This is a genomic window from Lutispora sp. QWL-02 (genome assembly GCF_058315355.1).
Genome location: NZ_CM177762.1, coordinates 718346 through 743620 on the forward strand (window position 1 = coordinate 718346; position 25275 = coordinate 743620).

Consider the following 25275-nt stretch of genomic DNA (forward strand, 5'->3'; position numbering starts at 1 on the left):
CTTTTTTATTTTTTGATAGAAAATTAAGATGCAGTTATTGACAATTAAAATCACGAGGTATATACTTAGTTACATAACCAATTAACCGAATAAGTGAGGAGGTGTTTCAATGAAGATGCCTTTGGATGATAGCAAGTTAATATATATGCAGATTGCTGATTCCATAGAAGACGAAGTGATAAGCGGTGCACTAAACGAGGGGGAGCAGGTATATTCCACAAATCAGTTTGCAAAGCTTTATGGTATAAACCCGGCCACTGCAGCGAAGGGAATAAATCTTCTTGTAGAAGAAGGAATATTGTTTAAGAAAAGAGGGATTGGGATGTTTGTGGCAGAAGGTGCCAAAGATCGCATAGTGGATAAGAGAAAGAGGATATTTGTTGAAGAGTATATCACCAAGCTGATTCATGAAGCAAGAAAGCTCAATATTACGAAGGAAGAGCTTTTGGATATAATCAGAAGCTATGAAGGGGGAGATAAATGATGGCATATGCTATTGAATGCATGAACATTTCAAAGGCTTACGGCAAATCAAAAGCGTTATCCGATATAAGCCTCAGGATAGAAGAAAATAAGATATACGGTCTGTTAGGAAGAAACGGAGCGGGTAAGAGTACTCTGCTCAATATAATCAGCGCTCAGATATTTCCCGATGGCGGAGAAGTCAAAATATTGGGAGAAGCTCCCTATGAGAATGAAAAAGCGCTGAAAAATTTGTGTATGGTCAAAGAGAGCGGAATGTTTCTTAAGGACATCAAAGTCATTGATGCCTTGAGCATCGCATCCTCCTTCTACCCAAACTGGGATAAAGGCTTTGCCGAAAGGCTTGCTGATCAGTTCGAGCTGGACGAAAAGAAAATCTATAAAAACCTTTCCCTGGGGATGAAATCCCAGCTGGGAATAATTGTGGGATTATCAAGCAGAGCCCCTATAACTATTTTTGATGAACCATACATCGGATTGGATGCTGCAGGCAGACAACTGTTTTATGATGTATTGATAGAGGATTATACGGAAAATCCAAGGACCATAATACTGTCCACTCACCTTATAGATGAGGTAAGCAACCTGCTGGAAGAAGTAATAATCCTACACAAAGGAAGCGTGAAGCTGGAGGGAAATTCAGATGATGTAAAGAAAAAAGCTTTTTATGTAAGCGGTATCAAAGAGCAGGTGGAGAAGCATGTTTCCGTCAAAACGATCTTAAACATTGATGAATTTGGTAAAAACATAGCAGCAGCAGTATTCGATGATATTTCAGAAAAGGAAATAAAAGCTATGGAAGCAGACGATCTGAGCATAAGCTCTATTTCGCTGCAGCAGCTGTTCATACATCTTACCGGTGGAAAAATGATTAAAAGGGGTGACGTAGATGAGCAATATTAAAACTCAACTGAAGATGCATTATATAAACTCTAAAAAGTCATTTGTCATATTCTGGTCCATAATACTTGCCATCACTGTTTTCGGATTTGGTATTGCACTGTATCTAAGAAGCAAAGGGTATACAGATAAGTTCACGACCAATAATATTGCTGCAGTAGTTATCTTCGGTGCCATAAGCAGTATGGTGGCCTATAATGAAACACTGCCCTATATTTTGAATATGGGGAGCACGAGGAAAAGCTTTGTTTTTAGCTTTGCGGCATATAACATGCTGCTGTCTCTTGTTTTATCCGTTATCTTCAGCATTTTGTCCATATTTGAGCGTTTGGTATATAAAATGCTGGGATTTACGGAAAGCTCCATAGGCAATATGGCAGTGGCCTCCAGCTTGAGCAATATTTTGTCAAGCCTGCTGTTCTGCTTTGCAATCACTCTTGCAGCGGCGGCTATATCTGCTCTTATCGCAAGCATATACTATTTGAAGGGTATGATGTTCCTGTTTGGTATGGGTGCGGTAATGATGCTGCTCATGTTTATACCCGGGGTTAGGATGGCAGTTTTTGACGCTCTGAAATTCATTGTATTGAGCTTTATAGGCAGCGGAGGCGCCTTAAAAATGCTGCTGTTCTCTCTGATGGTTTTTCTTGTATGCTACATCATAATATATCCCATGGCCAGGGTCAGCCAGGTCAAGAGATGATATGACATTTGTCATATCATCTCATTATTTTTGTCATTGGAAGTGGGCGCTGTTTTGGCTTAATATTATGGTAGAAAGCATTAGGAGGGTTTTGAAATGATTTTGGAAGTAAAAAACCTGATAAAAAGGTATGGCGAGACCCTTGCTGTGGATAATATAAGCTTCGGTGTAAAAGAAGGAGAAATATTCGGGCTTTTGGGACCCAACGGAGCAGGCAAGACCACTGCCATAAATACCATAATAGGAATAAATACTGCGGATAAAGGCGATATAACCATATTCGGCAAGGACATGAAGAAAAGCGCCTCTGAGATCAAAAGCGATATAGGCATCGTACCCCAGGAAATTGCCATATATCCGGATCTGACAGCCTATGAGAATGTAGAATTTTTCGGCAGGCTCTATGATTTAAAGGGTGCTTTGCTAAAGGAGAGAGTGGAGGAGGTCCTAAAATTTACCGGGCTTATAGAAAGGCGAAAGCAACAGGCCAGGAAATTCTCGGGAGGCATGAAAAGAAGGCTCAACATTGCCTGTGCTTTAGTGCACAAGCCCAAGCTCATAATCATGGATGAACCTACGGTAGGCATAGACCCTCAGTCGCGAAATCATATCTTGGAATCTGTAAAAAAAATGAGGAAGGACGGCTCTACCATAATATACACCTCCCATTATATGGAGGAGGTGGAGGAGCTCTGTACCGATATAGCTATCATGGACCACGGCAAAATAATCGCCAGAGGCAGCAAGGAAGAGCTGAAGGCTTTTGTGGCCGTGGAAGAGAGGACGGTCATAGAATTGGATGCCGTAAATTATACGGTGATGGAGCGGATTAAAGAGGTAGAAAACGTTATAGATTGCAGCATGGCGGGGAATAGGGTCACCATAATATCCAAAAAAGGCAGCAATAATTTGAGCGGTCTGATACAGTGCATCCTAAGCTCAGATTCCCAAATAATATCCTTAGCTTCGGAAAAGCCGGATTTGGAAACCGTATTTCTCACATTGACGGGCAGAACCTTGAGGGATGAGGTGGCCGCGGTATGAAAGCCTTGTATATAGCTTATTATACGGCGCTGAGGAATATCAGGGATTATAGGAACCTGAGCACCATGCTGGCCTTGCCCATAGTGACCATATTCATACTGGGCTCTGCCCTTTCAGGCTCCTTTAAAATAGAAAACATAGACCCTGTCAAAGTGGTGCTGGTGAATGAGGATAGCGGTGAACTATCAGCAGGTCTGGAGAGCTTTTTGCTCAGCCCTGATATCAAGAAGATAATGGAGATAGACAGAGTCGATGACTTTAGTGAAGCCATGGATAGGGTAAAGCAAGATAAAGCCGTATCGCTTATTCATGTGGAAAAGGGATCTGCAGGAGAAATAAAGGTATATAAAAGCAATTCAAACCCATTTAAAGACTCTGTCGTACAAAATGTTTTAGACAGCTTCGTTAAATCTGCCAATGCGGAGTATGCTTATGCAAAGCTGGGGAGCAAAGCATCCGGCGCCCATTTTACTCAAAATATCAGGGAAGAAGCCGTCGGCACTGACGGTAAGGTACCCAGTGCCTTGGATTATTATGCTGTGTCCATGCTCATCATGACCATGATGTACGGCACTACTTATGGATGTGCAGCTATGTCCGAGGAGCGGTTTTATAAAACCGAGATAAGGCTGAAATCAGCTCCCATAGCTTCCTATGAAATATATATAGGGAAGGTTGCAGGAACAATACTGACGCTGGTGCTGGACGGGGCAGTAATAATACTGTTTACAAAATATGCTTACAATGTAAGCTGGGGAAGCCGCATACCGGTCATACTGCTCGCATGCCTTTCCCTGTCGGTGCTGGCAGCGGGTCTGGGGATAGCCGGCTTTATGCTGATAGGGGATGAAAACAAAACCCAGGCTCTTTTAAGCATCATGGTGCCTGTATTCACATTCTTGGGCGGAGGATATATACCTGTTCAATATATGTCGCCTGCAATGGAAAAGCTGAGTTTTTTATCGCCGAATCATATAGGCCAGAGGATCATGCTCAATACTATCTTTGAAGGGAATATGATACAGACAAGGAATTATCTGCTGATATTGTGGGCGGCTTCCTTGCTCCTGTTTGCTTTGAGTGCTTTAAAGGGAAGGAGGGATCTGGCTTGAGCATATTGAGGAATAACTTGAAAAGACTGCTGAGGGATAAATTTAATTTTATCGTGATGGTAATTTTGCCGGTAACATTCATAGCATTATCCATATTTGCAGGAAACGGGAACTTTCCCGTAAGAGTCGGAGTGGTTGATAATGACGGCACCTTTCTGACCGGACACCTGATGGAAGGCCTGGGAAAAAACTGTATAGTGGTCATGCTGAAAGAGGATGAGATAAAGGATAAGCTTTTAAATAGCAAGGTGGAATATGTCATAAAGATCGATAAAGGCTTTACTGAGGGGATAATAGCAGGAGAAGATGCCCGGATAGAAGGATACGGCATAAAGGATTATAACGCCTCTATCCCTGCAAAGCTTTACATCAACAGCTTTGTGAGCTCGGCCAAAGCCATTGCCGGGGCGTCCGGAGGTGACGCAGACGGCTTTGAAAGAGGGATGGGATACTATCTGGAGGGGAATGTTAAAGCATCCTATGAAGATGTTTCCAATGCCCCTTCTAAATCCGGCAAGGAGCTGCAAAGCCTGGGGTATATGGTGATGTTTATGATGTATTTATCCGTAAATGCTGCATCGTTGATCACAGAGGACAAAAAATTTAAAACCTATGAAAGAATCTTGGTGTCCCGGTTAAGCCTGAGAAGGTATGCCCTTGAAAATGTGCTCAGCTTCTTCGCCGTGATATGGATTCAGATTTTGGCGTTATTTGCTATAATGGCATTAATATTTAAAATGGATTTTGGCGCTTCGATCATCAGCTTGATCGCTTTTACTTTCATATATTCTGTTGTGTCGGTATCTATGGGGATGGCCATAGTGAATTTATCGAAAACCTTGAAGCAGGTGTCCTCTGTAACACCGTTGATAGTAATACCCATGTCCATGCTGGGAGGATGCTTCTGGCATAAATGGATCATGCCTGAGGTGCTCCAGAGGGCAAGCAGCTTTGTACCCGTCAGCTGGGCTTTGCAGGGCATGGAAAAGATACTTGCAGGCGGAAATATAGCATCCGTTGGCATTGAAATAGGGATACTGCTGCTGTTCTCACTGGTATTTTTCCTTTTAGGCTCAGCCAGAACTAACAGCTTAGCATAGCAGCTTAGGGGAAGGTCAACCACTGAAAGACACGGATTTTTACACGGATTAACACTTAGGGTATTGAAGATAAAAATTTTATGGGGTATTATGCAATTAGTAACTATGATTTTGCTGTAATAAGTTAAAATCTGTTATAATAGCTGATATAAGAGTGTATTGTGAAGGAGCCTTTCAGCTGACACAACAGATGCTATCAGCAAGTTACTGAGGTTTTGGTATGAACTATGTGATTAAGATATTGCTTTTTTCGCATGTGATAGTGATGGAGATAATCGGAGGCGAAGCTGGATTTGCAGAGGTGGCCCTTATGCTTTTGCTGATCGCTTCCAATATATTCAGAGAAAAATATAAAAACAGTCCTATGCTTATAATCGGAGAATCTGTATGCATATTGCTGCTGGCTGCAAAAGAAACCTCATATATTTATCTCTATCCAATAATCGCCTATGATCTTGTGCAGTCCGGATATTACTATATATCCGGACTATTAATAATTCCCGGGATAGTCATCCTGAACCCCTTTGGCTTTACAAGCTACTCAATGCTTCTGGTCCTATGCGGATACTTTGCCTATATAAGCCGAAGGATGAAGGAAAGGGAGGTATTATACCGGGAGGCTTATGACCGGGAAAGACAGCTGCGATATGAGCTGGAGAGAGCAAAAGCTGAAGCGTTGAATGCCTTCAGGGAGATTGAGCATCTGACGGAATTAAGGGAAAGGAATAGGATAGCCAGAGAAATACATGACAGCGTAGGTCACAGCCTGGCCGGCATCATGATGCAGCTTCAGGCTTCAGTGAAGCTGAAGGATAAGGATACGGTCAAATCTGCCGAGCTTTTGCAAAATTCCGTCCGGGGTCTATCCGATGCCATAGTGACCTTGAGAGAGACCGTGCATAATATCAAACCCAAAGAAGCTTTGGGCCTGGATCATATAGAAAGAACGGTGTATAATTTTAAATATTGCCCCGTAGAGTTTTATAAGAAGGGTGACATGTCGCTGTTAAAGCCTCATCACATTGAAATTTTCAGCCATAATATCAAGGAAGCCCTGACCAATATATCGAAGCATTCCGGTGCTACAAAGGTAAATATAAGCATAGAGGCCAACGAGAGCTATGTAAGGCTGTATATAAAGGATAACGGAAAGGGATGCAGAAACATCAAAGAAGGGCTTGGCCTGAGCGGAATGAGGGAGCGGCTGAATTATGCGGGAGGAGTCATATCCGTAAGCGGTGAGGACGGCTTTATAATAGTATGTATTATACCTGTTAATGTTGGAGGTGCTGTCATTGAAAGTGCTGATTGCTGATGATGATGCTTTGATACGGGAAAGCTTGAAGCTTCTTTTGGAAATGGAAGAGGATATCCAGATCTCAGGCGTTGCTTCCAATGGGCAGGAAGCTTTTGATATCTGCCGGAAGGAAATGCCTGATGTGGTGCTGATGGACATCAGGATGCCTATAATGGACGGCGTACTGGGAACCAAGCTGATCAAAAATAGCTTCAAGGATGTGAAGGTCGTCATCCTTACAACCTTCAAGGATGATGAATATATCAGGGAGGCAATAAAAAACGGTGCAGAAGGCTATATACTTAAAAATCAATCCTCGGACAGCATAGTGGACTGCTTGCGGGCAGTATATAAGGGCAATGCGGTATTTCAAAAAGACATAGCCAGCGCTCTGGCATCCATGATGGAGAAAGAAAAGCGAAGCAAGCCTCATGCAGATCTGACCGAAAGGGAAAGGTCAGTCATGAGACTTATATCGGAAGGCTTATCAAATAAGGAAATCTCGGCAAAACTATATCTGAGCGAGGGCACCGTAAGAAATTATGTCACAGCACTTTTGGAAAAGCTGGAGCTGAGGGACAGGACCCAATTAGCTATTTATTATCTGAAGAATTATGACTGGAGAGATGTTTGATTGTTTACAGATTTTTTGATAAGAACCTTTATTAAGGATTACAGAAATACAAAGAACAGAGAAGTAAGGCAAAGATACGGGTATTTGACCGGCTTTACCGGCGTAGTGGCCAATATCTTGCTTTTTTCCATGAAGCTTGCCATCGGGCTGTACCTGAACAGCATAGCCGTCATGGCAGACGCCTTCAATAACCTGTCGGATGTAGCATCTTCGGTAGTGACGATTTTTGGCTTTATGATGAGCGGAAAGCCCGCAGATAAGGAGCACCCTTTCGGTCATGGGAGATTTGAGTATATCGCGGCTTTGGTGGTCTCCTTTATGGTCATGCTGGTAGGCTTTGAATTTGTAAAAAGCTCAATAAGCAGGATAATGAATCCTGAAGCCTTGAGCTTTGACGTATATACCTTTGCAATTTTAGTAGCTTCAATTCTAGTCAAGGTATGGCTCAGCTTTTTCAATAAGATCATCGGGAAAGCCATAGGGTCAAAGGTTATGGAAGCTACTGCCTTTGACAGTCTCAGCGACGTGATCGCTACTTCTGTAGTAGCATTGTCCCTTGCAGCATCTATATGGATAGCCTTCCCTATTGACGGCTATGTAGGCCTGGTTGTATCCGTTTTTATACTCTATAACGGCTTCAACCTCATAAAGGATACGCTCAATCCTCTCTTAGGGGATGCTCCTGACGAAGAGCTCGTCAAGGCAATAATGGATAAGACCCTCTCCTATAAGGCTATTATCGGAATACATGACCTGATCGTCCATAACTATGGACCCGGGAGAGTCGTAGCATCCATACATGCGGAGATACCCTACAACATGGACATCATGGAAGCCCACGATATTATAGACCTGGCGGAAAAGGAAATATCCGAGGAATTGGGTATACATGTTGTCATACATATGGACCCCATAAACACAGACGACAGGCTGGTGCAGAAAGCCCAGCTTCAGGTGCTGGAGATATTAGAAGACTTCCCTCAGGAATTGACCATTCATGACTTCCGCATAGTTGGGGGAGAAAAGCATATGAATCTTGTATTTGACATGGTAGTGCCCTATGACTTTGTGGAAAAGGATGAAAAAAATCTGGTGGAGGAAGTCAAGAAAGCAATAAAGAAGAGGCATCCCAATTATGATGCCATCATAACCGTCGACCGGCAATATTCACTGCTCAAATGAGCCGCCTGGGATGGTTCTTCGTGGCTCACGTCCCCGATGGCTCATCATTCTACTGCACCTATTGATTCAATAACACTTGCGGAGGTTACTTTTTTTATAGGAATTAGCGTAGCGGTGATGCATAGTATGATTGTAGTTACCGATGTAAATAAAATAGACAGATAATCAATCCGAAATTCTATATATAATATTCTTCTTGCAAAGTAATAAATTATATATATCAGACCAATACCTATAAGGCTTCCGAACAGAGAGCCAATCACTCCATATAGCAGTCCTTCCTTAAATATCATCTCTCTCAACTGCGGCTTTGTTACCCCAATAGCACGAAGTATTCCAAATTCTTTTTTCCTCAATATTATGTTCATGCTCATTGTGTTTACAATATTCACTAAGCTGACCAAAAAAACAACTGCCACTATACTATATAAAACTAAAGCTAATTGTGTCTGCAGTTTTTTTATCTTTTCTAAATCTTCCCAAAAAGAAATAAGCTTTCCATACTTTTGAGATGAAGCTATCCCTCTAAGCCTTTCCTCAATTTCTTTCATATCAGCGCTATTCTCAAGATAAATCTCAATTTTTTGATATCCATTAATTGAATAGTATTTTTCTAAGAACTCTTCCTTCATAAAAATAGCGATAGAGCCATTGCCTTTGCTGATGGCGACAGGTGGAGTATCTATAGTGTCCATAATAACAAATTCCTGCTCTATTTTCTTCCATCGATCATCTTCTTTATACGGAAAAGCAATAAGCACTGAATCCCCTGAGCTTAGGTCGGTATGGTCTTTGTGAGAAAGATTCTGCATTACGAATGCATAGGGCAATGCTTCTCCTTGACTCTTGTAATTACTTATTTCTTCCATATCCTTAAAATGCTCATTGTATATTTCTTCATTTAAGCCTATTGCAAAACATACTAAATCGACTTGATTTCTATTTAATAAGTTACTTATGTAATCATTTGTTTTTGCTTCCTTCTCATAATATTCCTTACCCTTTTTAGTAAGAAGATCGGTATCTATATGTATATTACAACTAATGTACTTCAGCTTATTGAACATTTTTATGCCTTCTACGCTTTCAAGCTGTTTAATAGCTTCTTCGGTATATCCATTCCTCTCCCTGTTGAATTCGTATGTCAGTACATAGTCTGCTGTCATAAGATTACTGATCTGATGCACCGGATCAAGACCTTTTATTAAATAGAATACACTTATAAACAATGCGATGCTAACACTGATTGTTATAATTGTCGCAAAAAATCTTTTCTTGTATCTCCCGATATTTGTGAGCGCCATTTTTCCCGTTTGCCCGTATATAGATAAAATCAATTTATTTGAGAAGCTCTTAATATCAGTCTGCTTTTTTCTGATCTTGCTTTCTAAATTTATGGATTCGATAGGGGATACACGCGCACCCAATTTTGCCGAATTGTATACTGCTATCAATATAGACAAAAATCCCATAATGAACGGCAATACGATACTGAATAGGCTTATGCTGATAGTTGATTTAAAAAGTCCAATTTTACTAGTTATAAATAATAGCAAATGTGTTCCAAGCACTCCGGCAGCTATGCCTATGGGTATGCATATAAGCCCCAGCAGAAGCGCTTCAGCCAATAGCATATATTTTATTTGATCTGGGGTTGTTCCTATAGATCTGAGTAAGCCAAAATGCTTAAGCCTTTCAATAATAGATATATTGAAGACATTAAAGATTACCATAACTGCAACAAGCGCAACTATCGCATCTATAAAGAATGTCAGTTTTCTGGATTTATATGCACTTTCTAATGAATCTACATAACCTTCATTTTCGTTATAATCGCCGAAAACATTTTCATTTTCAGCTCTTTTGTTCAGCAATTCCCTAACCTTGGCCAGCTCTTGCCTGATATTGGGCGATGTATCCATAGCAAAATACTGTCTATATGACCTATCGTACTTTTCAATATGTTGCTCTGCAGTTTGCAATGTCACAAATGCCTTTCCTTTATCTGCTGCTAATGTGCCATATGAATTTTCCATAATACCAGATAGAATAAAATCAGTTTTTGACCGCCCGATTGAAAGCCCCTTAGTATTTACCATTTCATAATCCAAGCTGAGTTTATCCCCAATAGCTGGTTTTGGCTCCATCTTGTTTATTACCCACTCCTCCATCATTATTTCATTGATATTTTGAGGGTAATTTCCTTTTATGATATTGCAATTTAGCATATCCATAGCATTATTATCTGACCCGATTATATCCAGCTTATATTCTTCGGATTTATACTCACCTAAATTCAGTGTTGTTCCTATAGTTTTTATAATAGGAAGATTTTTGGGTTTACCTAAATTATCATATTCTATATTTATAAATTCTCCATGATACTTTCCAAACATTTGACCCATAGCATAAATGGCCATCTCATTATAGCTATTTATGATTATACTTACAGAGGTCAACAACGTCACAGAGAATATAATGCTAAATGATATGGTCAAAGTGCGCTTTTTATTATACATCAAATACCTGGGGACAAGTTGCATAAAACTGGTAATCATCTTCTCACCCTATAACCTTTCCATTTGATACCATTCCATCCTCAATAAACAGTACTCTATCAGCAAATTTACTGATCTCCGGATTATGAGTAATCATGACTAAGGTTTGATTATATTTTTTGACTGAGTTCTTAAACAACTCCATTACTTCGTTGCTGCTCTTAGTATCAAGGTTACCAGTAGGCTCGTCTGCAAATATTATAGAAGGCTTCATGCATAAAGCTCTCGCAATCGCCGCTCTTTGCTGCTGCCCTCCTGATAAGGCCCCAGGCAAGTGTCTTCTTCGATCTTTTATTCCTAAGATTTCAAGCAGTTCATCAATATAAGCCCAATCGATATCTTTCTTATCTAACAGCAAAGGGAGAACCACATTCTCTTCTAAGGATAAAATGGGCAAGAGGTTAAAGAATTGAAATACAAATCCGATATTCTTTCTTCGAAATATTGTTAAATCAGTTTCAGACATATCAAATATATTCTGTCCCTTTATGTGTACATTTCCGCCGGTTGGTTTATCTAAGCCCGCCAACAAGTTCAGCAATGTGGTTTTTCCCGAACCGCTGGGCCCTACAACTATTACAAATTCACCTTTGTCGATTCTTATTTCCGTAGGTCTAAGCGCGTGCACAGAGGCATCTCCATCTCCATACACTTTGTATAGGTTAGATGTTCGCAGAATGTTCATATAAACAACCTCACATTTATAATGTTCATTATAAAATTTTATTAATCATTATGCCATCAATCTATAAAGTATTTAATTAAATGCCATCAAAATCTGCTTTATATGATTTTATTTCATCTTCCAAAGAGCAAAATGCCGGTGTTCTTCCATGGCCAGGCAAGTCAATAGATACAATGTGATATCTATCTTTTAAGAGTTCTCCTAATTCAAGAAAGCTCAAACTGGTGCCGCCCAATCCATGAAAATAAATAATTGTAGGATTCTCTTTTCTTCCCCATTTACAAACCCGTGCCTTTGTGTTTTTATTATTTATAAAAAACTGTTTCATAATTTCCTACTCCTGCAAATAAAGCATAACCTTATTCTGCACCGCTTTAGCAGTATCTTGGGCACTTTTTTCATTTTTCATATATTGCTCCACTTCATTCCGTACTATCTCATTCAACTCAATATCAAAGGGCTCAATTTTGTTTATTTCCGCCATAAGGCTTTTTAGATTATCCATGTCCTCATCTGTAGGCCTATACCAATCGGGAGGCATTCCATCCTTATCGCTAAACATATCTGCTTCGCTTCTTTCGTCTGCTTTATTATTGACAGGTAAATTATTGCTCTCACTAAGTTTAAGCTGCATTTCTTCAGATAAAAGCAGCTTTATGAATTCCCATGCCTCCTCCTTATATTGGGAATTGCTGTTGATGGCTATATTGCGGGCACGCACTTCTCTTATATCAGTGCTCAATCCTCTGATAGCAGGTATAACGTCAAAGCTATTATAATATTTGCCACATTCATATATTTGCTTATACGAAACAAACGTGATAGGGATAAATAATATATCTTCCGGGGCAAACTCCCCATCTGAGTGTATAATTTTCTTCCCGTCTATATCAGGGTGAAATAAATGTTCATCATCGATACGCTTCATAAGCTCCAGTGCCCGTATAAATTCTTGACTGTCAAATCTGGCAAGCCTATTTTCTTTGTCAACATAGTAGTCTATATCTCCGTAAATTATATAATAGAATAACGCTTGAGGCCCCATTTCAGGAAGCATATAAATCTTGGTATCGGGCTTTCTGTTAGCCTCTCTAACCACGGTGTACAGCTCTTCCCAGGTCATATCCTTCTTTAAGGGAATCTCCTTTTGCTCCACCAGCTTGGTGTTGACCAAAAAACAGTTTATATAGTAATCAACAGGTATGCTGTAAAGTCCATAATCCGCTTTTGATGCATTTATTAAATTTTCATCATAGTCTTTTATATTAAAGCTTTTATCTCTATCGATAAATTCACTAAGGTTTGCAATCAAGCCTTTCTCCTTGTAATCAGCTATAGGAAAATCACCAAAGATAATATCCGGTCCTTTTCCTGCCATCAGCTCTGCATTCAGCTTCTGTATCATTTCATCAAATGATATTTCACGGATATCATTGATTTTTATGTCAACATCAGGATGTTCTTTCTTATACTGTATAATAGCATTTGAGATAGCATTACCAAAATCATAGCTCATGTGTATAATCAGTCTCTTTTTATTTCCCTCTGCAGCACGCTGCTCGCTTGCATCCTGCTTTACAAAACAGATGATATTTGATTTTTCATCATCATAGCTTTGGACATATATCTCCTCCTCATCATCTACCAGGAATCCAGTTATATAATCAAAAGCGGACAATTCTTTGATATCCAGCAGTCTTCGGTCAACATCCCCCTTGGAATCATAATTGAAAATGACTCCATCTTGCAGGCCGTATAGCTTGCCTGAGTTTCTGTTGCAATATATATAATCCGGTGCATCCAGAACTTTAAGCTCCTTTTCCCAAATAGCTTTATCATTTTTCACGTCAAATTTTTGTATATAGATTTTCCCGCCTGTATTTCTTTGCAATAATATCAGATTGTCCTTTTCATCTACAGCCAAGTCTGAATATTTAACTCTATCCCAGGCTTTTATGATATTCAGGCTTTTGTCCAGCATTTCGAGCGTCCCATCACTTTTACGCACATAAAGGTTTCCTTTTTTATCTGGCATCATCTTAGTTATGAACTTTCCTTTGAAGGACTCTGCGTTTCCCCTTGCTTCCTTTTCAATCTTGTCACCGGATTTCTGTCCCTGTTCATCGTAGATTACCAGCTCCGTGATCATTCCGGTTATTTCGCTGCCCTTTCTTTTATAGTATTGTAAAAGGGCATACAGCTTGTCCCCGGTGCCGTATGCAAGAGACATGCCTCCCTTAAAGGTATCAGATATTTCCCGCAGCAATGCTCCTTTTTTATCAAGCACAAGTATTTTCTCCTTTTCCTCGTCAAATACTGCAATTTCTCCTTTACTGTTGATACATGGGCTGGAAATGTTCTGCAGCGCCATAGCAGTGCTTAAGTCTGAAGCCTCATAGCTATATGCGCTTTCTTCCATGGCATCCTTAGAATTTGGTGTGTCAACCGCTTTACAGCCTGCCAGGGAAAACAGCATCACAAATATGCATGCAATGCTGATGAAACTGACCGTTTTTTTGCACTTCATACCTATCCCCCTACCCTTTATTTATCTATACTATTTAGTCAATTGAATATCAGAAATTTCATTGTTTTATTTATTGTACCGCTAAATACGAAATAAGGGAATGAATGGAAGTCAAAATATTTGCTGCAAAAAGAGCCAACGGGACGGTTTTTCATGGTTCACTTGAGCCACTTCAAACCGTCCCCGTTGATCTATTCCTTATATTGCAGCAAATATAAATCGTAATACATGCCTTTTTTGTCCAGAAGCTCTTGATGCTTGCCCATTTCCCTTACTTTGCCCTTGTGCATGACGATAATCTTATCTGCATGCTGTATGGTGGAAAGCCTGTGGGCTATTATGATATTGGTCCTGTCCTTTATAAGCTTCTTTATAGCATCCTGTATCAGCATTTCCGTCTCAGTATCGATATTGGAGGTAGCTTCGTCAAGCACCAATACAGAGGGGTTGAAGGCCAGCGCTCTTGCAAAGGCCAGCAGTTGTCTCTGCCCTGATGAGAGAGTAGCTCCTCTTTCCATTACTGTTTCTTCATACTTTCTGGGCAGCTTGTCGATAAAGGTTCCGGCATTTACGAAGCTTGCAACCTCTTTTACCTTTTCATCGGTTATATCCTCATTATTCAATCTTATATTCCCTTTTATATCTCCGGTAAAGAGGAAGACATCCTGAAGCACTACCCCGATTTGAGAACGAAGCTCGTATTTGTCTATTTCCTTGATATTTTTACCGTCTATAAGTATTTCGCCTTTCTGTATATCATAAAGCCTGGTGATAAGGCTTATTATTGAAGTTTTTCCTGCTCCTGTGGCACCTACGAAGGCTGCTGTTTCACCGGGATTGATGGTGAAGCTTACATCCCTTAAGACCCAATTCTCTCCTTCATAAGCGAACCAAACATTTTTAAACTCTATCTTGCCTGTGACCTTATCAAGGGGCAGAGCTTCACTGGGGTTCTTGATGGTTTCCTCTTGGTCTAAAAGCAGGAAGATTCGCTCTGACGAAGCCATTGCAGACTGCAGGATATTGAATTTCTCGGTCAAGTCATTTATGGGCTTGAAAAACTGGTCGATATAATTTACAAAGGCAAAGAGAACTCCAAAGGGCACCTCACCTTGGAGGACCTTTCCTCCTCCATACCATATGAGAAGGGCTAAAGACAGCGAGTAGATGAGGTCCATGGAAGGCCTGAACACCGCAAATACGAAGAGCTCCCTCATGCTCGCCTTCCTGTGCTCATCATTTATACCTACGAATTCATCATATTTATAATCTTCCCTGTTAAATATCTGGATGATCTTCATGCCTGAGATATTCTCGCTCAAGGTAGAATTTATCTTTGCCAGCTTCACTCTGACCAGCCTGTATGCTTTTCTGGACTCCACACGAAAAATGGCCGCGGACAAAAATATGAGAGGTATGGCAATAAAGCTTACCAAGGCGACCTTTGCATTCATCCTGAGCATGACGATTACGATTCCTATAAGGGTAAATATATCCTTAAAAAGATTTACGAGGACCGCAGTATACATTTCGTTGAGGCTTTCCATATCGTTGCTGACCCTTGTAACAAGCCTGCCCACAGGATTTCTGTCATAGAAGGATAGGGAGAGTCTCAGCAAGTGTGAGAAGAGCTCCTGCCTCATATTGTATATGATCTTCTGTCCCGTATAATTCAGCAGGTAAACCTGGATATAGTTGAATACAAAACCTCCGGTGATGACAGCAAGAAAGAGCAGAGATATTTTTTCCAGCCCTGCCTTATTGCCTGCCGCTATGTAATCATCTATGGCCACTTTCATGAGATAGGGCCTGGCTAAATCAGTGAGAGTTATCAAAAGCAGCAGCACGAAGCAAATGGAAATAAGTCCGGCAAAGGGCTTGGCATACTTTAACAGTCTTTTCATCAGCCGGGCGTCAAAGGCTTTTCCTAAGGCTTCTTCTTCATGAAAATTGTTCATATATTCTACCCCCTATTCCTCACCGGCTATTTTTTCTTCCAGCAGCTGCTTATGGTATATGCTGCTGTAGTATCCCTTTATGGATACCAGGTAGTCGTGATTTCCTCTCTCGATTATCCTGCCTTCATCTAAAACGATGATCTCATCAGCATCCTTTACAGTAGATATCCTGTGAGCTATTATGATGCTTGTCCTGTCCTTGGTTACTTTCTTCAAATTCTTAAGTATTTTTTCTTCTGTCTTTGTATCCACGGCGGATAAGCAGTCGTCAAATATCATTATGCCGGGATTCTTGGCAATGGCCCGAGCTATGGATATCCTCTGCTTCTGGCCTCCCGATAGGGTTATGCCCCTTTCTCCCAGCTGGGTTTCGAACTTCTGGGGAAAGTCCATGATATCGTCGTAGACGCTGGTTATTTTAGCAGCCTCCTCTACTTTTTCAAAGGGCAGGCTTTCGTCCGCGAAGGCTATATTTTCCTTTATAGTGCAGGAAAAAAGAAAATTGTCCTGAGGCACATAGCCGATCTTGCTTCTGAGAAGGTGGAAGGGCATCTGGTTTATATCATAGCCTCCCAATAAAAGTTTGCCTTTTTCTACATTATATAGTCTTAATATTAAATTGGCCAAAGTCGTCTTGCCGCTGCCCGTCTTTCCTATTATGGCGAGGGTCCTGCCTTTTTCCAGAGTTATATTTATATCTCTGAGTGCGGGGATCTCTGCTCCAGGATAGGTAAAGGACAAATTCTTAAATTCTATGGCTTCTTCAAAATCATCAAGCTCCAAGGTGTTTTCATCATCAAATATTTCCGGCTCGGTGTCTAATATTTCATTGATCCTCAGGATAGAGGCAGTACCTCTTTGAAGTACGTTTATAACGTAGCCTACGGCCATCATAGGCCAGGTTAGGAGTCCCAAATAGGATATAAAGGTTACAAACTGTCCAAGGCTTATGGTCTTGTCTATTACAAGCACCCCGCCGTAATAGAGGGTGATGACGAAGCTTAAGGAGGCCATAAAGATTACCAGAGGGAACATGGCGCCCCATATCTTTATGAGATTCATGTTCTCATCAAGATTGTTTTTATTGGCATCTGCGAAGTTATTGATTTCCTTATCCTCCTGGACAAAGGATTTTATTACCCTTATGCCCGAAAAGCTCTCCTGAGCCTTATCCGTTAAGTTGGAAAAAGCCTCCTGAACCCTTTTGAACTTTCTCTGGATCACCTTGCCGAAAAAGGTGACGGTAAGGGCGACAAAGGGAAGAGGTATCAAGGCTACCAGTGTAAATTTCATATCAACGGATACCATCATTATCATAATGGTGGAGAGGGTCAGGAATATGGCATCCGTGGCCATGACGACGCCCATTCCAAAGGCCATCCTGACGGCATTTATGTCATTGGTGGCATGGGCCATCAAATCTCCGGTTTTTTTATGGTGGAAATAATTAATAGAGAGTTTTTCCAAATGGGAGAACAATTTATTGCGCAGCCAGAATTCCAGATCCCTGGACGCCCCTATTATGAGCATCCTCCATATGTATCGAAAAACTGCTATAAAAACTGCAATCAATATTATTAAAAATACGTAAAAATATATCTGCTTCATGGATAGGGTGTGGGAACCAAGGGAATCCGTGATATGACCAAGAAGCTTGGGGGTCACAAGCTGAAGACCGTCGACAAATAGGAGGACAAATACACCAAGCATGTATCTCCACTTGTTTGCCCGGAAGAATTCCTCCATATGTCTGAATTTGTTCATGTTATCCCTCCTGTTATTGAACGAGATTACATTCAGTGATAAAACTCATAATCATAGACTATCACAAAAATGGTTAGATTTACAGTGAATTTTATAGACATGAAACTTATGGGATGTATAGAAAAAGAGGGAGGGTTATGGTAATATTTGATATATGGCGGGGAAATAAAGCATGGGAAAAGCATTTTAATATGCTGATATAAATATTATAGACTAGAATAGAAAGTGGGGTATGAATATGTGGACAAGAAAAGAGCTTAAGGATAGAGCAAAGGCAGTGCTCAAAGGAAACTATTGGAAAGCATTTTTGATCAGCTTGGTTATCTATCTTGCAGGAGGCGAAGGTGGCGGGGGAGGAAGCTCGGGCAGGAGCAGCTATAATAACTACAGAAACTCGGGAGGCCCTATGCCCTTTGATCTACCAACTTTTTTCGCAATTTTTGGTGTCATGGTGATCTTGATCATATTATCCTTGATTGTCCTGCGCATTTTTTTAGGGTATTCGCTGGAAGTAGGAGGCAGGAGATATTTTATCAAATCTGCCCGGTACGAAGACAGCAGCGGTTGTTTTAAATATGCCTTTGACAGGGAAAACTATATGGGTATAATAAAGGCAATGCTGCTAAGGGGCGTTCAGAACTTTCTATGGTATCTGCTGCTGATAATACCAGGTATTATAAAATCCTACGAGTATTCAATGGCACCTTATATACTGGCTGAAAACCCTAATATAGGAGCCCAAGAGGCAATAAAACTCAGCCGGGATATGACTGAAGGCCATAAATTAGATATGTTTGTACTGGATTTGTCCTTCATCGGATGGTATTTGCTGGGGGCATTGTTTTTTGGCATAGGGGTGATTTTTGTAACGCCCTATGCAAATGCTACAAAGGCTGAACTTTATATGGTTCTTCGGCAAGGACCGATGGAAGAAGCAGCCTAGCACTGAATAAGGCCTCCTTCAAGAGAAGGTACGGTTAATACAAAAGAAAGTGAGTTGAATCCGAAAATGGAAGCACAGCAAAAGGTCTATGAAAAATTGACTGCTATGGGCATCAAATATGAGGTCATCAACCATCCTGCGGTCTATACCATTGAAGAGATGGAAAATCTGGGCATAACCGATAAGGTTGAAGTATGCAAAAATCTTTTTATCAGAGATGCAAAGGGAAAAAAGCATTATCTCATTATTCTTCGCAATGATAAGAGAGCAGATCTTAGCAATATTGCGGCACAAATAGGAAGCACAAAGCTGAGCTTTGCATCAGAGGAAAGGCTTGAGAAATATCTTGGGCTGAAAAAAGGCGCAGTTTCACCTTTAGGAATAATCAACGATGCTGCTCATGAGGTAGAGGTTGTTTTTGACAAGGATTTAGTAGGCAAAGCAAATCTGGGAGTACATCCTAACGATAATACCGCTACAGTGATGCTATCCTATGAGGACCTTAAGCGGGTTGTCTCTGAAAACGGAAACGAGATCACATTTGTCAATATATAGCAGGAGCGGCTCATAACCGTTCCTATATATATTGACAGTATGGAAAATATATGCAATAATACATAAAAAGTGAGTATGCTTGAGCACAAGCTTGCGAGCAGCATAGGGATTGCGGCAATCCTACACGAACGGATATAAACCCTTCGGAGTCACTCTTGGGAGTGATTTTGCGGGGTTTTTTATTTTAGGAGGTGGCGAAGATGATCAGATTACTTACACAGTCTGACAAGCAAATTATTATGGAGTATCTTGGGAGAAACGAAATCGGCACATCATTTTTATATGCCAATATTGTTGAGTTCGGCGTAGATAACAAACGGGATATAAGAAGGTGTGCAGATTATTATGGGTTCTTTGAGGGTGAAGAGCTGAAAGGCATCCTGCCCTTCTATAATCTTGGAAGCTGCATACCCCATTATGAGACGGAAGCTGCGGTGCCCTTATTTGCAGGAATCATGCGGGAGAGAAGCTTTAAATTTTTACTGGGTATGCGTGAAATTGTAAAGCCTTTATATGACGAAATCGAGGCTTATAAAGAGATTCAGGCATATGATGAAAGTGCTTATTTTGTAAATAAGAGCTTTAAGCCTTATGTATTGGATGGAATAAACTTTATTGATGCGAGAGGAGCAGGCAATGATGCGGTAGTCGATTTCGTTATAAATGCCCGCGAAAAGGGATTCAATGAGATCATGACAAGAGAGGATGCCATAAAATCTTTGGTGCAAAGGAGCGAAGAAGAGGATTTTATCATTGCAGTAAAGGCCGGCGAGATGGTCGCTCAAGCCTGCATTCAGACTTATACTCCGGGCATAAGCCAGATTGGAAGCGTCTATACCCCTGAAGAGGAGAGAGGCAAAGGATACTGCAAAGCAGTCGTATCTGAAATATGCAGGAGAATAATAGGCAAGGGCAAAATGCCCACTCTTTCCGTCAAAAAGAATAATACACCTGCTGTCAGAGCATATAATGCATTAGGGTTTGAACATTACGATGATTATCTGATCGTCAGGTGCAAATAGGCAAACAGCCTTTGGGCGTTGCTATAATGGAGGTGATAGATATAGAAGCGTTTATTATGGTGGTATTGCTTATAGTGAATATACCTCTGTATAAAATTATTTTTAAGGTCATGTTCAGAGATTCCGACGATTTCAAAGAGTCGGTCAGATACTCATTTACTCCTGATCTTTTTTCGCTGTTCAGAGGCCAGTATTGGAAGGATCAGATTGGAGAAGCAAAACTGTCATTTTTCATTATTGCATGTATAGCGTCTGTTGCCTTTGAGTATTTGATCATCAAGTCTGTTATTGGCATATTAGTTTAGCAGAGTTTTCATAGGGGCTTCGCAGGCAGTACAGTAGACTTATAACTTGTGAGGAGGCATATATTATGGAAATAAAATTCAGAAGATATCAAAGTGATGACTTTGATAGGATGCATTCCTTTTTTATCAACAGCAATCATAAGCTGGGATATATCAGAAACTGGACCTTTGATAGGATGAATTTTTCACCATGCTTCGGACAGATTATGCACGACTACACTGAGCACTGGCCCGATGAAATAGGCATATGGGAATATGAAAATGGGGAAATAGCGGCTATCGTTTGTTCGGAGGGTGAGGAAAACGGAATAGTTTTTATCAATATTGACAGATTCGACCTGCCGAGGGATTTCTACAGGGAGTTGTTCGAGTTTGGGGAAGAAAACATATCCATAATGGATGGCCCAAACAAAACGGTGTGGGTGGAAATCCCCGAGAATGACCCATTGGAAGCTATAGCAAAGGAGAGAGGCTATAGCATAGATTATTCTCTGGCATTTAATATTCTGAAGATGGAAAATGAATTTGATGTCAGCATTCCGGAGGGCTTTAGGATCACAACCTATAACGAAACTACGGCAGAACAAAAAGCCATTGCTCATGCCAGGGCCTTCGGATATATAGACGAACCCATCTATGTAGAGCGCTCCAAGAAAGCTTTCGAGGCATTGGCTGCCGCAAAGGACTTCTATCCTGAATACGGTGTGTTTATTGTCGCACCGGATGGGGAAATTGCTTCTTTCTGCTGCGTATGGTATGACGAGCTTAATAAATATGTCTCACCTGAGCCAGTGGGGACAATACCTGAATATCAGAAATTAGGACTTGGGCAGGCAGCAGTCTATGAGGCACTGAACCGGGTTAAAAGGCTTGGTGCTCAATATGCTATCATGGATTCCAACAAAGAGTTCTATAAAAGAGTAGGCTTTGTTACAGTAACTAAAATAAACTACTGGAGCAAGGTTCTATAAACTAATCCAACATATTGGACTGAAGGGGGAAGAAAAAGAATTGAGAAGGACAGGCATTATAAGCGTTGTAATATTGACGATCGGGATGCTTGCTCTATATGGCTGCAGTGTAAAAACTTCAGGAAGCAATGAAGATTTCTCCAAAAAAGCGGATGAGTATATAGCGGCTTTGAATAATCTTTGCACCCGTGAGAGAATTCACGGGAATATCTTAGTAGCCAAAGGGGGAGAAATATTATTCAGCAAAGGATATGGGAAGGCAGATTATGATAAGAATATTGAGCTCACCGAGGATACAATCTTTCTGATAGGCTCCAACACCAAGCCCATTACAGCCTTGGCTATTATGCAGCTGGAGGAAAAGGGCATGCTGAAGCTCAGCGACCCTGTATCGAAATATATCCCTTCTCAGACTGAAGGAGACAAAATAACTATAGAGCATTTGCTGACCCACACTTCAGGCATAAAGAGGGACGCCGAAATCAATTTTCATGAACCTGTTTCCCGGGATGAGTTGATTAATAAAATCGCATCCCAAGCCCTTGACTTTGAACCTGGTACAGGATATGAATACAGCAACGGAGCCTTCAGCCTATTAGCCTGTATAATTGAAAAAGTGTCCGGAGAGACCTACGAAGAGTATTTAAAGAAGAATATTTTTGAGCCTGTCGGTATGAAAAATACCGGTGCCGCAGCTTCTAATGCTGAATTTCCTCATATGGCCTCCGGCTATAAGATTTTTGATTCTCATATTGAAAAGGTCACCTCAACAATATATGATGTTTCCGCATTTTTAGGCTCAGGAAATATTTACTCTACCACTAAGGATCTGTATTTATTGTACAAGGCCCTTAACGGTGACATAGTTATAAAAAAGGAAACCATTGAAAGAATGTATGCTCACGGCTACGGATTGGGAGTGGGAGAACTGAATGGACACAAATGGATGGGCTATAATGGGCTTTTAGACAATGGATATTCATCTACAGTAATGAGATTTCCTGACGAAGAGCTAACAGTCATATCGTTGATGAATGTGAGCAATAAAGATAATATAAACCTTAATATGGCTCAAGTCCTATCTTTCATGGCTTTGGGCGAAAAGTACGATTTGCCTGTGAAAAGAGAAAAAATACAATTAGACAAAGAGAACCTGGAGAGATTAAGCGGAAGGTATCTGCTTGACAACGGAAATGTCATGACTGTAAGAAGAGAAGCCAATCATCTTGTTTTGGAGCCTTCAGCAATTAAAAATATACTTATACCATACTCGGAAACTGAATTCTACACGATGGGAAGCGAATATAGATTGATTAAATTCAATATAGATGCAGAGGGAAAGGTTGAAGGCTTGAATTACAAGGAATGTGTTTATGAAGTAAAAGGTAAAAGGATGTAATTACGCCATAGCATTAGAATATATACCCATTGCCATAGCCTCCGGCATCATGTCGAAGGCTTCCTGTATTCCTAATATAATAAGCATATTAATGTAGAATAACATTTATATTGTATATTTATATTGTAGATAATACAATATAAATATACAATATGATTTTGGAGTGTGGTAGTATGGCTGCAAAAGTGAAGAATTACACATTTTCACTGCCTGTAGAAATGATTGATAAGGTGAGAGAATATGCGGATGATAATTACATTGCTTCGGTAAATGCAGGTGTGAAGGAAGCTATTGAAGAATATTTAATGAGATTGGAAAAGGAAAAATTAATAAAAGAAATAACAGAAGCATCTAAGGATCCTTTGTTTTTGAAAGATATAGAAGAATGCATACATGATTTTGAAACCTCTGATGCTGAGACGGCAAGGAGGGTTACTGATTGGTAAAATATCAGTGGAATATTTTCGGGGTACAGCCGGACCCGGTGATTGGTTCGGAGCAAGCAGGGACAAGACCCGTTCTGATTGTATCTGAAGAAGAGATAAACAAGGCTCTGCCGACAGTTACAATTTTGCCAATAACCTCTCAGAAGCCAGGAAGAAAAGTATATTCAATAGAAGCCTTTGTCAGCAAAGATGATTCAGGCTTATCAAAGGATTCCATCGTTATGGCTCATCAAATACGCTGCATATCCAAAGAAAGGCTGAAAGAACAATGCGGTTCGATAGTATCACATAAATTGCAAGAAAGCATCAGAAATGCAATGAAAACTTATTTAGATATAATGTAGAAGTATGTCACTAGCTAAAATAGAAAGAAGGGTTAATAAAGCCTGATGGAGGAAGGAGCAGAATTGACGGCAAGGCTCTACTTTCAGAAGGCAAGAATAGTAATTTTAGATGAGGCTGCCTCTGCCATGGACAATTTGACCGAAGAATATGTGATGGAAAATTTGATGGAATTCTTGAAGGATAGGATTACTATTATTGTTGCCCACCGGCTCAACACCGTAAGAAATGCGGATAATATTTATGTCCTTAGACATGGCGAGATTGCAGCTATGTACAGTTAAATAAGTAATATGAGGGGCAAAGCTACTTTGCCCTCTCATATATATCTCTAAGCTTTTCGTCGGTCAATGCTTTTTTGCAGCTCTGGCACAAAGCTTCTCTAAAGGCAGCCCCCGGCGTTTTACGCTTCAATCTCAATTTTCAAGCAAATAATTACTTAATCTGTTCATATCAATTATAATAACAAAACCTTCATCCTTATCAATTATACCTTCAGATGCCAAATTAAGAAGTATATTTGAAACAGAAACTCTTGAAAGGCCTGTAAGGTTTGCCATTTCCTGATGCGTAAATTTTATGCCCAGCTTGTAATAGCCCTCAGAAGTTTTAGAGCCATACTGATTGGCAAGGCTTGTAAGGGCATAGCATACTCTATAGTTTGAATCATTAAAAGAAAGCTGCTTTATTTGCGTTGTAATGAGGCGTATTTTTTTTGACATCATTTTAAGAATACTAAAGGAAAAATCATAATTTTTGCTGAGTTCTTCAATAAACCTGGTCTTTGGTATGCTGTAGACAACTGAATATGTGGCAGCGGTAGCACTGCACATATTAGGCATTTCATCTATGGTAGAAAGTTCCCCGAAAAATGTACCCGCTTCAGCAATAAAAAGGCTTCGCTTTTCTCCATTAAAGCCATAAATGTCAAGCCTTACTCTGCCCTTTTTAACCAGATAAACACAGTCAGGATTATCCTGCTGGTGATATATTACTTCATGCTTCTTATACCCTTTTGGAGTGTAATCCTTTGTGATACAGCTCCAGTCAACATAACTCATATCAACCCATGGTGAGTTTCCTTCAATATCAACTTTATTTCTTTTGCTAATCTTACTAATAGTAATCACCTCACAATTATCTCTTAGTAGATTTTAAAATTTTGTATATAAAATTTTGTATATTTTATATATTTGTAAAATGATTTACAGAATTATTATAGCATACCTGATATGATTTTTTTATGATACATATGAACAAATTGCCATGCTTGATTGAATTAAGAATACTCTTAATGATACTAACGCTGGTGCGTTGTATATGAAATTGTTATAAGAGGAGGAAA

General features: G+C 40.2%; 24 protein-coding genes and 1 pseudogene. 18 read left to right on the plus strand and 7 right to left on the minus strand.

The genetic code is table 11. The features are described 5' to 3' along the window. Positions 1–109 precede the first annotated feature (109 nt). From AC4HCY_RS03125 to AC4HCY_RS03165, 9 genes are all read left to right on the plus strand, one after another. Entirely contained in the window at positions 110–484 is a 375-nt protein-coding gene (locus AC4HCY_RS03125; RefSeq protein ID WP_323432902.1) for a GntR family transcriptional regulator, read from the plus strand. Continuing rightward, entirely contained in the window at positions 481–1386 is a 906-nt protein-coding gene (locus tag AC4HCY_RS03130; RefSeq protein ID WP_491095363.1) for an ABC transporter ATP-binding protein, read from the plus strand. Before AC4HCY_RS03125 ends, AC4HCY_RS03130 begins: the two co-directional genes overlap by 4 nt. Continuing rightward, positions 1373–2086, plus strand: coding sequence for a hypothetical protein (locus AC4HCY_RS03135; RefSeq protein ID WP_323432904.1), 714 nt, complete (start codon positions 1373–1375; stop codon positions 2084–2086). The genes AC4HCY_RS03130 and AC4HCY_RS03135 overlap by 14 nt, the downstream gene beginning before the upstream one ends. 96 nt (positions 2087–2182) lie before the next feature. Beyond that, positions 2183–3130 (plus strand): ABC transporter ATP-binding protein, encoded by a 948-nt coding sequence (locus AC4HCY_RS03140; RefSeq protein ID WP_323432905.1) that lies wholly within the window; start codon positions 2183–2185, stop codon positions 3128–3130. Further along, entirely contained in the window at positions 3127–4242 is a 1116-nt protein-coding gene (locus AC4HCY_RS03145; RefSeq protein ID WP_491095364.1) for an ABC transporter permease, read from the plus strand. Before AC4HCY_RS03140 ends, AC4HCY_RS03145 begins: the two co-directional genes overlap by 4 nt. Beyond that, positions 4239–5342, plus strand: a complete 1104-nt coding sequence (locus tag AC4HCY_RS03150) for an ABC transporter permease (protein ID WP_323432907.1) — start codon at positions 4239–4241, stop codon at positions 5340–5342. Before AC4HCY_RS03145 ends, AC4HCY_RS03150 begins: the two co-directional genes overlap by 4 nt. Before the next feature lie 220 nt (positions 5343–5562). Beyond that, on the plus strand, positions 5563–6657 hold the full coding sequence (locus tag AC4HCY_RS03155; protein WP_491095365.1) for a sensor histidine kinase: 1095 nt from the start codon (positions 5563–5565) through the stop codon (positions 6655–6657). After that, the gene (locus AC4HCY_RS03160) at positions 6638–7273 is read left to right on the plus strand and encodes a response regulator transcription factor (RefSeq protein WP_323432909.1); all 636 of its coding nucleotides are present in this window, start codon (positions 6638–6640) and stop codon (positions 7271–7273) included. Before AC4HCY_RS03155 ends, AC4HCY_RS03160 begins: the two co-directional genes overlap by 20 nt. Next, on the plus strand, positions 7274–8455 hold the full coding sequence (locus tag AC4HCY_RS03165; protein WP_323432910.1) for a cation diffusion facilitator family transporter: 1182 nt from the start codon (positions 7274–7276) through the stop codon (positions 8453–8455). Positions 8456–8499: 44 nt separating this feature from the next. On the opposite strand, the gene AC4HCY_RS03170 is transcribed toward AC4HCY_RS03165, so the two are convergent. The 6 genes and pseudogenes from AC4HCY_RS03170 to AC4HCY_RS03195 all read right to left on the minus strand — a co-directional run bounded on the left by AC4HCY_RS03170 (position 8500) and on the right by AC4HCY_RS03195 (position 17947). Beyond that, complete coding sequence (locus AC4HCY_RS03170; protein ID WP_323432911.1) at positions 8500–11013, minus strand: ABC transporter permease; 2514 nt, start codon at positions 11011–11013, stop codon at positions 8500–8502. 4 nt (positions 11014–11017) lie between these two features. Then, positions 11018–11698: an ABC transporter ATP-binding protein gene (locus AC4HCY_RS03175; RefSeq protein WP_323432912.1), complete on the minus strand. Its 681-nt coding sequence runs from the start codon at positions 11696–11698 to the stop codon at positions 11018–11020. Between the two features lie 115 nt (positions 11699–11813). Continuing rightward, positions 11814–12026 (minus strand): annotated as a pseudogene (locus tag AC4HCY_RS03180) (alpha/beta fold hydrolase); the annotation flags it as partial. A gap of 6 nt (positions 12027–12032) precedes the next feature. Then, complete coding sequence (locus tag AC4HCY_RS03185) at positions 12033–14225, minus strand: ABC transporter substrate-binding protein (RefSeq protein WP_491095366.1); 2193 nt, start codon at positions 14223–14225, stop codon at positions 12033–12035. A 191-nt stretch (positions 14226–14416) separates the two neighbouring features. Beyond that, positions 14417–16183, minus strand: a complete 1767-nt coding sequence (locus AC4HCY_RS03190) for an ABC transporter ATP-binding protein (RefSeq protein ID WP_323432915.1) — start codon at positions 16181–16183, stop codon at positions 14417–14419. A gap of 12 nt (positions 16184–16195) precedes the next feature. Continuing rightward, on the minus strand, positions 16196–17947 hold the full coding sequence (locus AC4HCY_RS03195) for an ABC transporter ATP-binding protein (RefSeq protein WP_323432916.1): 1752 nt from the start codon (positions 17945–17947) through the stop codon (positions 16196–16198). A gap of 238 nt (positions 17948–18185) precedes the next feature. On the opposite strand from AC4HCY_RS03195, the gene AC4HCY_RS03200 reads away from it, so the two are divergent. The 9 genes from AC4HCY_RS03200 (at position 18186) to AC4HCY_RS03240 (ending at position 24214) form a co-directional block, all read left to right on the plus strand. Beyond that, a complete protein-coding gene (locus AC4HCY_RS03200; protein ID WP_323432917.1) occupies positions 18186–18890 on the plus strand; it encodes a DUF975 family protein in 705 nt (234 codons plus the stop codon). A gap of 66 nt (positions 18891–18956) precedes the next feature. After that, the gene (locus AC4HCY_RS03205) at positions 18957–19445 is read left to right on the plus strand and encodes a prolyl-tRNA synthetase associated domain-containing protein (protein ID WP_323432918.1); all 489 of its coding nucleotides are present in this window, start codon (positions 18957–18959) and stop codon (positions 19443–19445) included. A gap of 200 nt (positions 19446–19645) precedes the next feature. Then, complete coding sequence (locus AC4HCY_RS03210) at positions 19646–20467, plus strand: GNAT family N-acetyltransferase (RefSeq protein ID WP_323432919.1); 822 nt, start codon at positions 19646–19648, stop codon at positions 20465–20467. A 26-nt stretch (positions 20468–20493) separates the two neighbouring features. After that, positions 20494–20772, plus strand: a complete 279-nt coding sequence (locus tag AC4HCY_RS03215; protein WP_323432920.1) for a hypothetical protein — start codon at positions 20494–20496, stop codon at positions 20770–20772. A gap of 65 nt (positions 20773–20837) precedes the next feature. Next, positions 20838–21743 carry a GNAT family N-acetyltransferase gene (locus AC4HCY_RS03220; RefSeq protein ID WP_323432921.1) on the plus strand — a complete coding sequence of 302 codons (906 nt, stop codon included), beginning with the start codon at positions 20838–20840 and terminating at the stop codon, positions 21741–21743. Between the two features lie 40 nt (positions 21744–21783). After that, a complete protein-coding gene (locus tag AC4HCY_RS03225; protein ID WP_323432922.1) occupies positions 21784–23142 on the plus strand; it encodes a serine hydrolase in 1359 nt (452 codons plus the stop codon). Between the two features lie 173 nt (positions 23143–23315). Continuing rightward, on the plus strand, positions 23316–23588 hold the full coding sequence (locus AC4HCY_RS03230; RefSeq protein WP_323431351.1) for a hypothetical protein: 273 nt from the start codon (positions 23316–23318) through the stop codon (positions 23586–23588). Then, positions 23582–23932, plus strand: coding sequence for a type II toxin-antitoxin system PemK/MazF family toxin (locus tag AC4HCY_RS03235; protein WP_323431350.1), 351 nt, complete (start codon positions 23582–23584; stop codon positions 23930–23932). The genes AC4HCY_RS03230 and AC4HCY_RS03235 overlap by 7 nt, the downstream gene beginning before the upstream one ends. A gap of 45 nt (positions 23933–23977) precedes the next feature. After that, positions 23978–24214 (plus strand): P-loop NTPase family protein, encoded by a 237-nt coding sequence (locus AC4HCY_RS03240; protein ID WP_491095367.1) that lies wholly within the window; start codon positions 23978–23980, stop codon positions 24212–24214. 132 nt (positions 24215–24346) lie between these two features. On the opposite strand, the gene AC4HCY_RS03245 is transcribed toward AC4HCY_RS03240, so the two are convergent. Next, positions 24347–25060: a Crp/Fnr family transcriptional regulator gene (locus AC4HCY_RS03245; RefSeq protein ID WP_323431348.1), complete on the minus strand. Its 714-nt coding sequence runs from the start codon at positions 25058–25060 to the stop codon at positions 24347–24349. Positions 25061–25275: the final 215 nt, after the last annotated feature.

Coding starts and splice junctions, on each gene's coding strand:
- AC4HCY_RS03175 (WP_323432912.1), bottom strand. CDS start 11,698: ATGAACATTCTGCGAACATCTAACCTATACAAAGTGTATGGAGATGGA.
- AC4HCY_RS03200 (WP_323432917.1), top strand. CDS start 18,186: ATGTGGACAAGAAAAGAGCTTAAGGATAGAGCAAAGGCAGTGCTCAAA.
- AC4HCY_RS03185 (WP_491095366.1), bottom strand. CDS start 14,225: ATGAAGTGCAAAAAAACGGTCAGTTTCATCAGCATTGCATGCATATTT.
- AC4HCY_RS03210 (WP_323432919.1), top strand. CDS start 19,646: ATGATCAGATTACTTACACAGTCTGACAAGCAAATTATTATGGAGTAT.
- AC4HCY_RS03220 (WP_323432921.1), top strand. CDS start 20,838: ATGGAAATAAAATTCAGAAGATATCAAAGTGATGACTTTGATAGGATG.
- AC4HCY_RS03140 (WP_323432905.1), top strand. CDS start 2,183: ATGATTTTGGAAGTAAAAAACCTGATAAAAAGGTATGGCGAGACCCTT.
- AC4HCY_RS03215 (WP_323432920.1), top strand. CDS start 20,494: ATGGAGGTGATAGATATAGAAGCGTTTATTATGGTGGTATTGCTTATA.
- AC4HCY_RS03190 (WP_323432915.1), bottom strand. CDS start 16,183: ATGAACAATTTTCATGAAGAAGAAGCCTTAGGAAAAGCCTTTGACGCC.
- AC4HCY_RS03240 (WP_491095367.1), top strand. CDS start 23,978: ATGGAGGAAGGAGCAGAATTGACGGCAAGGCTCTACTTTCAGAAGGCA.
- AC4HCY_RS03230 (WP_323431351.1), top strand. CDS start 23,316: ATGGCTGCAAAAGTGAAGAATTACACATTTTCACTGCCTGTAGAAATG.
- AC4HCY_RS03195 (WP_323432916.1), bottom strand. CDS start 17,947: ATGAACAAATTCAGACATATGGAGGAATTCTTCCGGGCAAACAAGTGG.
- AC4HCY_RS03130 (WP_491095363.1), top strand. CDS start 481: ATGATGGCATATGCTATTGAATGCATGAACATTTCAAAGGCTTACGGC.
- AC4HCY_RS03155 (WP_491095365.1), top strand. CDS start 5,563: ATGAACTATGTGATTAAGATATTGCTTTTTTCGCATGTGATAGTGATG.
- AC4HCY_RS03145 (WP_491095364.1), top strand. CDS start 3,127: ATGAAAGCCTTGTATATAGCTTATTATACGGCGCTGAGGAATATCAGG.
- AC4HCY_RS03170 (WP_323432911.1), bottom strand. CDS start 11,013: ATGATTACCAGTTTTATGCAACTTGTCCCCAGGTATTTGATGTATAAT.
- AC4HCY_RS03135 (WP_323432904.1), top strand. CDS start 1,373: ATGAGCAATATTAAAACTCAACTGAAGATGCATTATATAAACTCTAAA.
- AC4HCY_RS03125 (WP_323432902.1), top strand. CDS start 110: ATGAAGATGCCTTTGGATGATAGCAAGTTAATATATATGCAGATTGCT.
- AC4HCY_RS03205 (WP_323432918.1), top strand. CDS start 18,957: ATGGAAGCACAGCAAAAGGTCTATGAAAAATTGACTGCTATGGGCATC.